This is a genomic window from Micromonospora sp. NPDC085948, from assembly GCF_040686315.1.
In the GTDB taxonomy this organism is placed as follows: Bacteria; Actinomycetota; Actinomycetes; order Mycobacteriales; family Micromonosporaceae; genus Micromonospora.
The window spans coordinates 253,472-267,888 of the sequence record NZ_JBFBJW010000002.1 but is presented as its reverse complement, the minus strand read 5'-3'; the positions used below and the strand labels follow the sequence as shown (position 1 = coordinate 267,888).

The 14,417-nt window shown below is 72.3% G+C and carries 12 protein-coding genes; 5 read left to right on the top strand and 7 right to left on the bottom strand.

What is annotated here, in order from left to right:
• Nucleotides 1-87 precede the first annotated feature (87 nt).
• The 3 genes from AB0O48_RS06995 to AB0O48_RS06985 form a co-directional block, all read right to left on the bottom strand.
• Nucleotides 88-1,104, bottom strand: a complete 1,017-nt coding sequence (locus tag AB0O48_RS06995) for an ABC transporter permease subunit (protein ID WP_357570818.1) — start codon at nt 1,102-1,104, stop codon at nt 88-90.
• Nucleotides 1,101-2,111 (bottom strand): ATP-binding cassette domain-containing protein, encoded by a 1,011-nt coding sequence (locus tag AB0O48_RS06990; RefSeq protein ID WP_365063721.1) that lies wholly within the window; start codon nt 2,109-2,111, stop codon nt 1,101-1,103. The genes AB0O48_RS06995 and AB0O48_RS06990 overlap by 4 nt, the downstream gene beginning before the upstream one ends.
• A gap of 122 nt (nt 2,112-2,233) precedes the next feature.
• A complete protein-coding gene (locus tag AB0O48_RS06985) occupies nt 2,234-3,019 on the bottom strand; it encodes a DeoR/GlpR family DNA-binding transcription regulator (protein ID WP_357252614.1) in 786 nt (261 codons plus the stop codon).
• A gap of 190 nt (nt 3,020-3,209) precedes the next feature.
• On the opposite strand from AB0O48_RS06985, the gene AB0O48_RS06980 reads away from it, so the two are divergent.
• Genes AB0O48_RS06980 through nagA form a run of 3 tightly spaced genes read left to right on the top strand, consistent with a single transcriptional unit; the run spans nt 3,210 to nt 6,237 of the window.
• Nucleotides 3,210-4,139, top strand: coding sequence for a sugar isomerase (locus tag AB0O48_RS06980; RefSeq protein WP_365063717.1), 930 nt, complete (start codon nt 3,210-3,212; stop codon nt 4,137-4,139).
• Nucleotides 4,136-5,131 (top strand): ROK family protein, encoded by a 996-nt coding sequence (locus AB0O48_RS06975; RefSeq protein ID WP_365063714.1) that lies wholly within the window; start codon nt 4,136-4,138, stop codon nt 5,129-5,131. Before AB0O48_RS06980 ends, AB0O48_RS06975 begins: the two co-directional genes overlap by 4 nt.
• Nucleotides 5,128-6,237 carry an N-acetylglucosamine-6-phosphate deacetylase gene (gene nagA, locus AB0O48_RS06970; RefSeq protein ID WP_357252622.1) on the top strand — a complete coding sequence of 370 codons (1,110 nt, stop codon included), beginning with the start codon at nt 5,128-5,130 and terminating at the stop codon, nt 6,235-6,237. Before AB0O48_RS06975 ends, nagA begins: the two co-directional genes overlap by 4 nt.
• 38 nt (nt 6,238-6,275) lie before the next feature.
• Here the strand turns inward: nagA and AB0O48_RS06965 are convergent, their stop codons facing one another.
• On the bottom strand, nt 6,276-7,487 hold the full coding sequence (locus tag AB0O48_RS06965; RefSeq protein WP_365063710.1) for a DUF4032 domain-containing protein: 1,212 nt from the start codon (nt 7,485-7,487) through the stop codon (nt 6,276-6,278).
• Between the two features lie 102 nt (nt 7,488-7,589).
• Here AB0O48_RS06965 and AB0O48_RS06960 point away from each other — a divergent pair, with 102 nt between their 5' ends.
• Together AB0O48_RS06960 and AB0O48_RS06955 are read left to right on the top strand one after the other, a co-directional pair.
• Complete coding sequence (locus AB0O48_RS06960; protein ID WP_357252628.1) at nt 7,590-8,336, top strand: phosphatase PAP2 family protein; 747 nt, start codon at nt 7,590-7,592, stop codon at nt 8,334-8,336.
• 10 nt (nt 8,337-8,346) lie between these two features.
• Nucleotides 8,347-9,585, top strand: coding sequence for an APC family permease (locus tag AB0O48_RS06955; protein WP_365063707.1), 1,239 nt, complete (start codon nt 8,347-8,349; stop codon nt 9,583-9,585).
• A gap of 27 nt (nt 9,586-9,612) precedes the next feature.
• Here the strand turns inward: AB0O48_RS06955 and AB0O48_RS06950 are convergent, their stop codons facing one another.
• The 3 genes from AB0O48_RS06950 to AB0O48_RS06940 are packed head-to-tail and all read right to left on the bottom strand — an operon-like array spanning nt 9,613 to nt 14,351.
• Complete coding sequence (locus AB0O48_RS06950; RefSeq protein ID WP_357252634.1) at nt 9,613-10,398, bottom strand: ABC transporter permease; 786 nt, start codon at nt 10,396-10,398, stop codon at nt 9,613-9,615.
• Nucleotides 10,395-11,384, bottom strand: a complete 990-nt coding sequence (locus AB0O48_RS06945; RefSeq protein ID WP_357570813.1) for an ATP-binding cassette domain-containing protein — start codon at nt 11,382-11,384, stop codon at nt 10,395-10,397. The genes AB0O48_RS06950 and AB0O48_RS06945 overlap by 4 nt, the downstream gene beginning before the upstream one ends.
• A gap of 30 nt (nt 11,385-11,414) precedes the next feature.
• Entirely contained in the window at nt 11,415-14,351 is a 2,937-nt protein-coding gene (locus tag AB0O48_RS06940) for a BTAD domain-containing putative transcriptional regulator (protein WP_357252639.1), read from the bottom strand.
• Nucleotides 14,352-14,417 lie beyond the last annotated feature (66 nt).

Below are 14,417 nucleotides of genomic sequence, written 5' to 3'. Positions count from 1 at the left end.
CCTGGGTTGCACCAGCCGGCGCGGCCGACCCTGCGCCGCCGGGAGTCCCGACGGCCGGGCCGGCCGCGCCGCGTCAGAACGATCCGGTCAGGAGATGTCGCGGCGACGCATCGTCCAGAGCGCCGCCCCGAGGATCACCACCACCGCGACCGAGAGCAGCACCGAGGACTGCTGCCAGGTGATGACCAGGGTCGCCGGTTCACACGACCCGTTGAAGGTCGCCTCGCAGGAGTCCCAGTCCTGCAACTTGACCTTCTTGTACACCCAGGCCAGCAGGTACGTGGGCAGCAGGTACGCCTCGGGCCAGCGCACGTTCGCCAACCCCAGCAGGATGCCCAGGCCGAACTGGCCGACCACCATCACCGCCACCACGCCACCCAGGGCCATCGCGGTGTGCCGACCCAGCGACGCCAGGGCGAAGCCGATGGTGGTGATCACCAGCACCAGGACCACAGCCCGCACTCCGGTCAGCACGAACGACTGCCAGGCCCCGGAGGTCATCTTCTCGGTGCTGCCGCGGAACGTGGCGACCCCCCAGAACCCGGCGAACCAGAGCACCGCGGCGGGCAGCGTCACCGCCAGCATGCCGGTGAGCAGCGCGGCCAGCTTGGTGAGCAGTACGGTGAGTCGCTTCGGCCGCCAGAGCAGCAGGTTCATCATGCCGCCGTTGCTCCACTCGGCACCGATGAAGGACGCGCCGACCACGAACCCGACCAGGGCGAGGATCGCCGCGAACGGGATCAGCGTCTCGTCGAACGTCTCCCGGAAGTCGAACGTCGAGGGCAGGAACCACTGCGCCTCGATCGCCTCGCGGGGCGGCGGCGAGATCTGCGAGCAGTCGTCGGGGTAGCGGTCGTCGTTCGACGTACCGGCCGCCTTGGCCCGATCGCAGTCGGCCCGCGCCTGCTCGCTCCAGCGCACCTGGTCCTGGTACTGCTGCTCGGCCTGCCGCTCGGCCTTGGCGAGCTGGCCGGCGTCGATCTTCTGATTGGTGAAGAACACCCCGACGACCACCGCGGCCAGCACCAGCAGGCCGAGCAGCGTCATGTACCTGGTGAACCGCCGCTTGGTGAGTCGGCGCAGCTCCGTACGAAAGAGGCTCACGCGCCCCACCCTCCCCCGGCGGCGCCGGGCTGACCCGTCCCACCGACCTTCATGGACTCGTCGACCTGCCGGTGCTGACCGGGGACCGGCGCGGTGGACGTCAGTTCGAGGAAGACGCTCTCCAGATCGACGGCGATCGGCGCCAACTCGCTGACGTAGAGGTTGCGCTCGGCAAGCAGGCGGGTCACCGAGGCCGGCTTGTCGACGCCTGTCAACATCAGGTGGTCGTGGTGACCGGTGACCCCGATGCCGGCTGCGGTGAGTGCCTCGGTGGCCGCCGGCAGGTCGCTCACCGCTTCCAGCCGGACCCGGACCGCGCCGGACGAGTGCTGCGCGAGCACCTCGTCGACCGGGCCGAACGCGACCCGCCGGCCCAGCGAGATGATGGTGACCGAGTCACAGATCAACTGGATCTCACCGAGGATGTGGCTGGACAGCAGCACCGTCATCCCGGATTCGGCGAGACCGCGCATCAGCGTGCGCATCTCCCGGATGCCGCCCGGGTCGAGGCCGTTGGCCGGCTCGTCGAGGATGAGCAGCTTCGGGTTCTTCAGCAGGGCCGAGGCGACGGCGAGCCGCTGCTTCATGCCCAGCGAGTACGTCTTGACCCGCTCGTCGGCCCGGTCGCGCAGCCCGACGAGTTCCAGCACCTCGTCGACCCGGACGGCCGGCACCTCGCCCGCCCCGGCCAGCAGGGACAGTGTGTCCCGTGCCGTGAAGTGCGGGAAGAACTGCGGGCTCTCCACGATCGCGCCGACCTGGCCGGCGACGGTGGGCAGCGCGTCGGGGACCTCGTGCCCGAGCAGCGACATCCGGCCGCCGTCGGGTCGGATCAGGCCGAGCAGGGTACGCAGCGTGGTCGTCTTGCCGGACCCGTTGGGGCCCAGGAAGCCGTGCACCTGCCCTGCGTCGACCCGCATGTCGAAGCCGTCGAGCGCGTTGCGGAAACCGCGTCGACGACTCTTGTACGTCTTACGTAGACCTTCGATCTCCAGGACAGCCGGCAAAGCTGCACCTCCCCCGATGGGTGGGCGTGACAGCCGACACCATACGCGGTATGCAGACACGTTCAATACGGGGTATGCATCGACGCGCCGAACGGGTCACTTCATCGACGGAGCGTGAGCACTCAGGCGCAGATGACCTGTACGCCGACGGCGCGGAACGCCTCCACGACCTCCGGGGCGGCGCCGGAGTCGGTCACCAGGGTCTCGACCCGCTCGACCGGACAGATCCGGGCGAAGGCGTGACCGCCCAGCTTGGACGAGTCCGCAATGATCACCACGCGTTTGGCCCGGGCCACCATCAGGTTGTTCATCGCGGCCTCCCCCTCGTGGTGGGCGGCCGCGCCGAGCTGCGGGTCGATGGCGTCCACGCCGAGCAGGGCGACGTCCAGGGTGACCTCGCGCAGCAGCGCCCCGCCCAGCGGGCCGACGAGTTCGAACGACTTCGGGCGCACCACCCCGCCGGCCACCACGACCTTCATCCGCGACCGGACCAGCAACTCGTTGGCGATGTTCAGGGCGTTGGTCACCACGGTGAGCTGGGCACCCTCGGCGCTGGTGTTCAGGTCCGGACGCACGGCGAGCGCCCTCGCCACCTCGGTGCTGGTGGTGCCGCCGTTCAGACCGACCACGGTGCCCGGCGTGACGAGCGCGGCGGCGGCGGCGCCGATCCGCTGCTTCTCCGCCGAGTGCTTGGCCGTCTTGTAGCGCAGCGGCAGGTCGTACGACACGCCGTTGGCAACCGCGCCGCCCCGGGTCCTGGTGATCATCTGCTGCTGGGCGAGCTGGTCGAAGTCACGCCGGATGGTGGCCTGGGAGACGTCCAGCCGCTCGGCTGCCGCCTCGACGCTGACCCGGCCGTTGTCGGTCAGCATCTCGAGCAGGGCGTTCCATCTGGCGTACCGGTCCACCGCGGGGGTCCTCCCAGTGACAGCACGGACGGTGATTGATTGCGTGCACACTAGTGCGCGAAACTAGGCTTACGCAAAAGGCTGGTCTGCGCGATCGGTCGGCCAGTTGCCACGACCACCGCCGTTCGCGCAGAATGACGCGCGAAATGCGTGCCTAACGAGCCGTATTGCGCACCGGCGAGGAGTTCCCATGGCGTACGTGGACGCGGAGATCGCGAGCCAGCCCGACTGCTGGCGGGAGGCGGCCGCGCTGGCCGGCGTCGTCCACGGTGACCTGCCCCGCCCCGGCGAGCGGGTGGCCGTCGTCGGTTGCGGCACGTCGTGGTTCATGGCGATGGCGTACGCGGGCCGCCGCGAGCAGGCCGGCCAGGGCGAGACCGACGCGTTCCAGGCGTCCGAGTTCCCCGCCGGGCGCCGCTACGACCGGTTGATCGCGATCACCCGCTCCGGCACCACCACGGAGGTGCTGGAGCTTCTCGCCGCGCTGCGCGGGCACACCCCCACCACGGTGATCGTCGGCGACCCGGGGTCCCCGGCGGTCGAGTTGGCCACCGCCGCGGTGACCATGCCCTTCGCCGACGAGCGGTCGGTGGTGCAGACCCGCTTCGCGACCACCGCACTCGCCCTGCTCCGGGCTCACCTCGGTGACCCGGTGACCGCGCTCGCCGCCGACGCCGAAGTGGCGGTGCGATCCCCACTGCCGATCGACCCGGCAACCATCGAGCAGGTCACCTTCCTCGGTCGGGGGTGGACGATCGGGCTGGCTCAGGAGGCGGCGCTGAAGTGCCGTGAGGCGGCCACCTTCTGGGCCGAGGCGTACCCGGCGATGGACTACCGGCACGGCCCCATCTCGGTCGGTGCGCCCGGCAGACTGGTCTGGGCGTTCGGCGAGCTACCCGACGGACTACCCGAGGACGTGGCCGCCACCGGGGCGGCCTTCGTGCACAGCCGCACGCACGGTTGGCGCACGGTGCTGGGCAGTTGGTCCGCCGGTCGTACCCCGGTCGACCCGATGGCCGACCTGATCCTGGCGCAACGCTTCGCGGTCGCGCTGGCGACCAGCCGGGGCCTCGACCCGGACGCGCCCCGACACCTGTCCCGGTCGGTGGTGCTGGCGTGACCAGCGGCGACGCCGGGTCCACCGGCCAGGTCGTCGTCGCGCTGGATGTGGGCGGCACCGGCATGAAGTGCGCCCTGGTCCGACCGGACGGCGTCGCGGTACGCACCGAGCGGCACCCCACCCAGGCCGCGCGCGGCCCGGCGGCCGTGGTCGACACGATCCTGGACGTGGCTGCCGGGCTGGCCGACAAGGCCCGCGCCGACGGGCTCACGCCGATCGCGGTCGGCATCGCCGTACCCGGTGTGGTGGACGAGGCGCGCGGCGTGGCGGTCTGGTCGGCGAACGTGGGCTTCCGGGACGTACCCCTGCGGGACCTGGCGGTGACACGGCTCGGCCTGCCCACGGCACTCGGCCACGACGTGCGCGTCGGTGGCCTCGCCGAAGCACGGCTCGGTGCCGGGCGCGGCACCGGGCACGTGCTGTTCGTGGCGATCGGCACCGGCATCGCCGCCGCCCACGTGGTCGACGGCTCGGCGTCCGTCGGCGCGCACGGCGCCGCCGGGGAGATCGGCCACATCCTGGTCCGGCCCGACGGCCCGCGCTGCGGTTGCGGTCGGCCCGGCTGCCTGGAAACGATCGCCTCGGCCGCCGCCATCGGCCGCCGCTACGCCGACCTGGCGGGCGAGGCGGCGGGCGCTCCCGTGACGGCGGCCGATGTCGCCGAACGGGCCGCAGCCGGGGAACAACTCGCCGGGCAGGTCTGGCAGGAGGCGATCGAGGCGCTCGCCGACGGCCTCGCCACCGGGCAGGCTCTGTTCGACGTGGCGACGATCGTGCTCGGCGGCGGCCTGGCCCAGGCCGGGGACCGGCTGCTCGTCCCACTGCGGGCGGCGCTGCACGAGCGGATGACCTTCCACCGGGAGCCGCGGCTGGTCGCGGCAGCCCTCGGCGACGAGGCCGGCTGCCTCGGCGCCGCCCTGCTCGCCCTGGACGCGGTACGCGTCCGTGACCGTGACGCGGTACGCGTCCGTGACAATCAGGAGGAGCGATGACCGTGCGGGTGGACGGCCGAGTGGTGACCCCGAACGGTGTCATCCGACAGGGCTGCGTCGAGTGGGACGGGGATCGGATCACCGCGGTCGCCGAATATCCGTCGGTCCGGGACGGCAACTGGATCCTGCCCGGCTTCGTCGACATGCACACCCACGGCGGCGGTGGGCACACCTTCACCACCGGGGACGCCGACGAGGCCCGAGCGGCGGCCGGCTTCCACCTCGCACACGGCACGACCACCCTGTTGGCAAGCCTGGTCAGCGCGCCCTTCCCGCTGATGCGCACGGCCACCGAGGCGTTCGCCCCGCTGGTCGACGAGGGTGTGCTGGCGGGAGTCCACTTCGAAGGCCCCTACCTGTCCGCGGCCCGTTGTGGGGCACAGAACCCGGAGTATCTCCGCGACCCGTCGACCGACGAGTTGACCGAGCTGATCGAGTTGGGCCGGGGCGCTGTCCGGATGGTCACCCTCGCCCCGGAACGCGACGGCGCGCTGGAGGCGATCAAGCTGCTCACCGCACAGAAGGTGGTGGCGGCGGTAGGTCACACCGACGCGACGTACGAGCAGACCCGCGCCGCGGTCGCCGCCGGCGCGAGTGTCGGCACCCATCTGTTCAACGGCATGCGCCCGGTGCACCACCGTGAGCCGGGGCCGGTGGTGGCCCTGCTCGACGCACCCACCGTCATCTGCGAGATGGTCGCCGACGGGGTGCACCTGCACGACGGCATGCTGACCTTCGTCGCCGCGACCGCGGGTCCGGACCGTGCGGCGCTGATCACCGACGCGATGGCCGCCGCCGGAATGCCCGACGGCGAGTACGAGTTGGGCGGCCAGGCCGTCACCGTGACCGACGGGGTGGCTCGACTCGCCCGCGACGGTGCCATCGCCGGCAGCACGCTGACCATGGACGCCGCGCTGCGGCACGCGGTGAACGCCGGAATCCCGATCGCCGACGCGACGCGGATGGTGGCCACCACCCCGGCACGCGCCATCGGCCTGGGCAACCGGGTGGGCTCCCTCCAGGTTGGCCTCCGCGCCGACCTGGTGGTGCTGGACGCCGACCTCAACGTGGTCCGGGTCCTCCGCGGCGGTACCTGGGTGGAGTGAAGCGTCCGGGCCGGCGGTCCCGGCCAGGGGAGGCCGGGTCAGCTCAGGGCGGGGACGTCGACTCCGAGCACGGCCTGCTCGTCGGGGCGATGCACAAGCACGTCGGCCAGGTAGGACTGGACCGCGTGGCGCATCCCGACGTCCCGACCGGCCTGCTCGGACAGCAGCCACTTGTGCTCGATGATCTGCGCGAACAGCTCCTGCGGCTCCAACTTGCGGCGCAGGTGCGCGGGAACGGCCCGGACCACCGGCTCGAAGACCTCGGTGAGCCAGCGGTGCGCGGCCTGCTGCTCGTCGACCAGGTCGCTCTCCGCCCGGTAGGCGTCCAGGTCGTTGAGCAGCTTGCGCGCCTGGTTCTCCTCGGCGTCGAGACCGGTCAGCCGCAGCAGCCGCCGGGTGTGGTAGCCGGCGTCCACGACCTTCGGCCGGACCAGGTAACGCCCGTCGTCGATGGAGGACATGGCCACCTCGGCCACGTCGAAGCCCAACTCGTTGAGGCGGCGGATCCGACCCTCGATGTCGTGCCGGGCCTCCCGCTCGACCGCCTGCTCGTAGGTGATCTCGTGCCAGAGCCGCTCGTAGCGCTGCACGACCTCCTCGCAGACCACCTCGGGGTCGATGGACTCGTGCAGCAGTCCGGCGGCCTGGAGGTCCAACGCCTCGCCGAAGATGTTCACCCGGGCGATCTCCAGGTCCTCACCGCGCTGCCCCTTGGAGAGCGAGGTGTGCAACGCGCCCGTCTCCGCGTCCACCAGGTAGGCGGCGAACGCGCCCGCGTCCCGGCGGAACAGCGTGTTCGACAGTGAGCAGTCACCCCAGAAGAAGCCGGTGAGGTGCATCCGCACGATCAGCGCGGCCAGCGCGTCGAGCAGCCGGCTCATCGTCTCCGGCCGCAGGGTGTGCGAGAACAGCGCCCGGTACGGCAGGGAGAACTGCAGGTGCCGGGTGATCAGCACCGATTCGAGGGGTTCCCCGTCCTCGGCCTGCCGGTCGGCGACGACCGCCACCGCCTCGACCGATGGGAAGTCGATCCGTTCCAGCGCCCGGAGCAGGTCGTACTCCCGCTCGGCGATCCGTTCGCGGGTCTCCTTGAACGCGTAGACGTAGTCGCCGAGCCGGACGAACCGGACGACGTGTCGGGAGATGCCCTGCGGCAGGGCCACCAGGTGTTGGGCAGGCCACTCCTCCAGCGGTGTCGACCAGGGCAGGTCGAGCAGCGCCGGGTCCACGAGGGCAGACGTGATCCGCACGGGCACAAGCATGACGCCTCGCCCCCCACATCCGCCTCACATCGTGGTTGGGCACACAGCGCCGAACACCCCGGCCTCGCGCCGGGCCGGTAGCGTGGTCGCGTGCTCAAACCCACGGCGGTACGACGTGACCTGCGGCTACGGCCCGTCCGCCCGGCCGGCTGGTGGTTCGACGCCCTGCTGCTGGTCGGATTCGGTGCGGTGACCGTGGCCCTCGCCACAGGTGCGTTGCTCGGGCTGGACCTGGCGGTCCGGGAGTGGGCGTATGCCCACCACCCGGCTCCGATCTACTGGACGGCACGGGCGTTCAACCTCATCGGCCAGGGGGGCTGGCTGTTGACGCCCCTCGCCGGGGCGCTCGCCGTGGCGGTGGCCTGGCGGGGCCGCACCGTACGGCCGTTGCTGCTGGTGGCGGGGGCCTTCGTGCTGCTCTACCTGACGGTCGGGCCGCTGAAGGTCCTGACCGACCGGGCCGCGCCCAGCTCCGATCTGCCGCCGACCCAGTCGGTTCGGATCTTCAACGACCTGCCGCCCACCGAGTACGACCTGTCCTACCCGTCCGGGCACGTCGTCAACGCGATCCTCTGGTACGGGGTGATAGCCGTCCTGCTGACCGCGCTGACGGCCGGGCGACTGCACCCGAGGGTGCACCGGCTGATCCGGTTCGCCCCGCCGGCCATCCTGCTGGTCACCACGACCTACCTGAACTTCCACTGGCTCACCGACGGCGTGGCAGCCCTGCTGATCGGGCTGTTCCTGGACCGGGTGCTGCACCGGGTGCCGTGGGACGACCTCCCGCTCCCCGGCCGGCTACGCGCCTGGGACCGGCCGTTCACCTCGTACCCCTAGGTTTCAGTCTGTGGATCGACTGTCGCGGCGGCTCGGCGTACCCGATGCGGTTGTCATCGGTCTGGGCTCGATGCTCGGTGCGGGCGTCTTCGTGGTGTTCGGCCCGGCCGCGGCGGCGGCCGGTGGCTCCGGGTTGCTGCCCGCGCTGGTGCTGGCCGGGTTCATCGCCTTCTGCAACGCGACCAGCTCGGCGCGGCTCGCGGCCCGTTACCCGGAGTCCGGCGGCACCTACGTCTACGGGCGGGAGCGCCTCGGGCCGTTCGCCGGGTTCCTGGCCGGCTGGGGTTTCGTGGTCGGCAAGACGGCGAGCTGCGCGGCGATGGCGTTGACCATCGGGGCGTACCTGTGGCCGGGGCAGGCCCGGCTGGTCGCCGTCGGCGCGGTGCTCGCGGTGACCGCGGTGAACCTGCGCGGCATCGGCAAGACGGCCACCGTGACCCGAGTCCTGGTCGCGCTGGTGCTCGCGGTGCTGGCCCTGGTCGCGACCGTCGGCCTGGTGGGCGGGCCGGTGCACCTGGAGCGACTCGGCGAGCCCGGCGGCTCCGCCCGAGGGGTGCTCACCGCCGCCGGGCTGCTGTTCTTCGCGTTCGCCGGGTACGCCCGGATCGCCACGCTCGGCGAGGAGGTTCGCGACCCGCAGCGGACCATCCCCCGGGCGGTGCCGCTGGCGCTCGGGGTGGTGCTCGCGATCTACCTGGTGCTGGCCGTGATCGCGCTCGGCGTGCTCGGCGCCGACCGGCTGGCCGATTCCGCGGCGCCCCTGGTCGACGTGGTGACCGCCGCCGGGCTGCCCGGCCTGGCCTGGGTGGTCCGCGCCGGGGCCACCATCGCGGTCGTCGGTGTCCTGCTCTCCCTGGTCGCCGGGGTCGGCCGGACCACCCTGGCGATGGCCCGCCGTCGTGACCTGCCCGGCGCGCTGGCCGCCGTGCACCAGGTGCACCGGGTGCCGCACCGGGCCGAGTTGGCGGTCGCCGCCGTGGTGATCGTGGTGGTGCTGCTCGGCGACGTGCGCGGTGCCATCGGCTTCTCCAGTTGCACGGTGCTGGTCTACTACGCGATCACCAACGCGGCGGCGCTCACGTTGGGGCGGGAACCCGGTCGGCGGTTGCCGGTGCGGGTGCTCGCCGGCCTGGGGCTGGTCGGCTGTCTGCTGCTCGCGGTCAACCTGCCCACGGGCAGCGTCCTCGCCGGCTTCGGTGTGCTCGCCGCCGGTGCCGCCTGGTACGCGCTGCGCCCCGCCCGCCGGTGACCTGAGCAGGCCACCGGCGCGCGGGGGTCAGCGGCTCAGCCGCCGGTAGCGGCGCACCGCGAGCGGCGCGAACGTCGCGATCAGCAGCACCGGCCACAGCACCGCCAACAGCACGGCGTGCTCCGCCGGCCAGGAGTCGCCACCCAGGCCCGGGTTGCCGAACAGTTCGCGGATCGCCGCGACGGTGGCCGACAACGGGTTCCACTCCGAGATCGTCCCGATGAACGACGGCATCAGCTCGGGCGACACGAAAACATTCGAGATCGCGCTCAACGGAAACGCCGCCGGGAAGACGATCACGCCGACCGTGTCCGGATTGCGAACCAGCAGCGCCAGGTAGATCCCGACCCAGGTGATCGCGATCCGGAGCAGCAGGAGGAGCCCGACCGCGAGCAACGCCTTGCCGACACCCTGCCGCCACTGCCACCCGACGAGCAGGCCGCAGACCAGCAGGGTGGACATCTCCAGCAGGGCGCGGAGCAGGTCGGCGGCACTGCGGCCGGTCATCAGGGCGGACCGGGCCATTGGCATCGACCGGAACCGGTCGACGACACCCCGGCTGAGATCCAGCGCCACGCCGGTCGCGGTGGCGCCGAGGCCGTACAGCATCGTCATCACGAAGACCCCGGGCAGCAGGAACTCGCGGTAGTTGCCACCACCCGCCACCTGCATGCCGCTGCCGAACACGTACCCGAAGACCAGCACGAACATGATCGGCAGCGAGAAGTAGAGGATCAGCTCCTCCGGTGCGCGGATCACGTGGATCATGTTCCGCCTGGTCATCGTCCAGCCGTCGGTCACCGCAGCCGTCATGCCACGTCCGCCTTTCCTCCAACGCCGACGGGCTCGCGGGCCTCGTCCGGTCGGTGCCCGGTCAGATACAGGAACGCCTCGTCCAACGTCGCGCGCCGCAGGCCGATGTCCTCCACCGCGACGCCGGCCTCGTCCAACGCCCGCACCACGTCGACCAGCCCGGCGACCCGGTCGGCCACCGGCACGCTGAGCCGCCGCACCTCCGGGTCGCGCTCCGGCTCCGCGGCACAGATCGATGCGACGATGCGGGCAGCCCGGGTCAGGTCGGCCGCATCCCGCACCACCACCTCGATCCGGTCGCCGCCGGTCCTCGACTTCAGCTCGTCCGGCGAGCCCTCGGCCACCACCCGACCGGCGTCGATCACCGAGATCCGGTCGGCGAGCTGATCGGCCTCCTCCAGGTACTGCGTGGTGAGCAGCACCGTGGTCCCGTCCGCGACCAGGCCACGGACCAGGTCCCACACCTGGTTGCGGCTACGCGGGTCCAGGCCGGTGGTCGGCTCGTCGAGGAAGAGCACCCGCGGTGTACGGATCAGGCTGGCCGCGAGGTCCAACCGGCGGCGCATCCCACCCGAGTACTCACCGGCCGACCGACTCGCCGCCTCCTCCAGCCCGAACCGTTCCAGCAGTTCGTCGGCGCGTTGGCGGGCCGCCCGCCGACCCAGCCGGAACAGCCGGCCGAACAACTCCAGGTTCTGCCGGCCACTGAGGATCTCGTCGACCGCGGCGTACTGACCGGTCAACGCGATCCGGGCGCGCACCTCGTCCGGCTGACGCCCCACGTCGAACCCGGCAACGGTGGCCCGGCCGGCGTCGAAGCGCAGCAGCGTGGTGAGGATCCGTACGGCAGTCGTCTTCCCGGCGCCGTTCGGCCCCAGCAGCCCGTACACCGTGCCGGTCGGTACGGTCAGGTCGAAGGTGTCCAGTGCGCGGGTCGGGCCGTACCGCTTGCCCAGCCCCTCCGCTGTCACGTCGAATGTCGTCATGCCGCCAGGGTGCGGTCGGGCGCTGACGGGTCACGCACCGTCCGCTGACGGCGGCGCACCGGGCCGGCTCGCGGCTTCGGCCCGCTCCGCCTTGGTGATCTCGTCGAGAGCCAAGATGATCTCCGCACGGGTGGCCTCGCCGACGTACCACCCGGTGAGCCCACCCACCAGGGCCTCCTCGCAGAACCGTCTCGCCTCGACCAGATCGCCGCGCAGCCGGGCCACCTGGGCGAGGCCGAGGCGGGCACTGGCCACGAACTCGGGCGCGCCGCTGCGCTGCGCCAGGAGCAGCGCACCGGCGAAGTCGTCCCGTGCCCCGGTGAGGTCATCGGCCCGCAGCCGGATCTCGCCCCTGGTCCGCAGCATGTCGGCCTGGTCGACGGCCGACCCGAGCTCCTCGACCAGTCCCATGGCCTCGTCCATGTGGGCGCTCGCCGTCTCCGGGTCACCCTGCCAGGCAGCCAGTTCGCCGAGCGCACCGAGCGTGATCATGCAGCCCCACCGGTCGCCGGTGCTCCGGAAGCCGTCGAGCGCGGTGGCCAACGCGCTCCCGGCCCGGTCCCAGTCGCCACTCCACATCAGTGCCGAGCCGCTACCCATCGCGCCGAGCGCGTTGATCCAGGCGTCCGGGCCGACCAGCCGCCGCAGCTCCCGCATCAGCTCCTCGACGTGGTCGGCGCCGCCGGACGGCGGCCCGGTCGAGATCCCCGACAGGTACAGCAGGAACGGTTGTCGAGGTGGCCGGTCGAGGCTGCGGATCACGGACCGCTGCGTGCCGAGCGACGGCAGGTGGCCGACTCCGGCGAGCGAGGCGTTGTAGACGCAGAGCGCGAACTCCTCGTGCAGCCCGGACGGCGCTTCGTCCCCCAGCAGGTCGAGGACGTCGGCGGCCAACCGGGCCGCTTCCCCGCGCATGCCACGCAGCCACCAGTAGAACGACAGGGCCGCGACCAGCCCGGCCGCGTCGGGTGCGTCACCGGCCGCGGTGGCACGGCGCAGCGCGGCGTGCAGGTTGTCCCGCTCGGCGTCGAGCCGCCGCAACCAGTGCAACTGTTCGACCTGCCGGAGGTGGTCGCTGGCGGTCCAGGCGAACTCCAGGAAGTACGCGGTGTGGGCACGACGTAGCTGGTCGGCCTCGCCGGCCTCGGCGAGACGTTCGGCGCAGAAGGCGCGCACCGTTTCCAGCATCCGGTACCGGCCGCCGCTCAACTCCACGAAGGACTTGTCGGCCAGACCGCTGAGCGCGTCGACGAACTCGGCGCTGGGAAGGCCCGTGACCCGCTCGGCGGCCTCCAGCGTCGCGCCGCCGGCGAAGACGGTCAGGCGGCGGGCCAGTGTGCGTTCGGCGTCGTCGAGCAGGTCCCAGCTCCACTCGACCACGGCCCGGAGGGTGCGGTGTCGGGGCGACGCGGCCCGGCTGCCCATGGACAACAACCGGAACCGGTCGTCGAGTCGGGCGGCCACCTCGGCGACGGGCAACGCCCGCAGCCGCGCGGCGGCCAGCTCGATCGCCAACGGCAGGCCGTCGAGGGTACGACAGATCCGCAGCACCACGTCGACGTTGGCCGGTGTGACGGTGAAGTCGGGTGCGACGTCAGCTGCCCGTTGCACGAAGAGGCTGACCGCCGCGTAGTCGTCGGCATCCTCCGTCGACGCGTCCGGTGACGGCAGGGTCAGCCCGGACAACTGGCACAACGCCTCGCCGGCCAGCCCGAGCGGTTCGCGACTCGTGGCGAGCACCCGCAGCGCCGGGCACGCGCCCAGCAGACGTGCGGCGAGCCGGGCCGCGGCGGCGATGACGTGCTCGCAGTTGTCGAGGACGAGCAGCAACCGCCGCTCGGCAAGCGCCTCGACCAGTCGGTCGGTGGACTGTCGGCCCGGCTCGGCCGGTGCCCGCAGGCCCGCGTCCCGCAGACCGAGCCCGCTCAACACCGCCTGCGGTACGTCCGACCCGTCGGCCAGCCCGGCCAGTTCGACGAAGCAGACCTCACCGTCCGCGCGGCCCGCCGCCTCGATGGCCAGCCGGGTCTTGCCCGCTCCCCCGGGGCCGGTGAGGGTGACCAGCCTGCGCTCGCCGAGCAGCTCCCCCACGCGCTTGAGCTCCTCCTCGCGCCCGACGAACGTGGTGAGCTGGCTCGGCAGCGCCTGCTCGGTCGTCGGACGCACGGCGGAACTCTCGTCGCCGCCCAGCACGGCAGAGCTGTCGTCGCCGCGCAGCACGGCAGAGCTGTCGTCGCCGCGCAGCACGGCCAGGTGGATCGCGGCCAGCGCCGCCGACGGGTCGACCCCGAGCTGCTCGGCCAGGCTGCGTCTGGCGTCCTCGAACTCGGCCAGCGCCTCTGCCGGCCTGCCCTGCGCGGACAGGGCGCGCATGAGTTGGCCTCGCGGCCGCTCCCGCAGCGGTTGCGCCACGACGAGCTGCCGCAGCTCCGGGACCAGCTCGGCGTGCCCGCCCAGCGCCAACTCCGCCTCGATCCGGTCTTCGGTGGCGGCCAGCCGCAGCTCGTCCAGCCGGGCCGCCTGCGCGGGTACGCCAGCCACGTCGATGACGTCGGCCAGGGCGGGACCGCGCCACAGCTCCAGCGCCTCGCGCAACACGGCCGCCGCGCGCGGCTGGTCACCGCCGGCGAGCGCGCGACGCCCGGCCTCGGCGAGCCGCTCGAACCGGTACGCGTCGACGTCCGCGGGATCCACGGCGAGGCGGTAACCGGCCGGGTGGAACTCGACGGGGGTGTGCTCGGCGGGCAGCGCCTGACGCAGGCGCGACACCAGGGACTGGAGCGCGTTGGCGGCACCCCGCGGCGGGTGCTCGCCGTACAGACCGTCGATCAGCCGCTCGGCGGACACCACCCGGCCCGCGTCGAGCAGCAGCAGCGCCAGTAGCGCGCGCAGCCGCGGACCGCCGACGGGAATCTCACGCCCGTCGGCCAGCAACACCTGGGTCGGCCCCAGGACGCGGAAACGCATGGCACTGATTGTCACTCAGTGCCGGCCGGTGAACTCGGTCAGCCGCTCGTCAACTTCGTCGCGCGC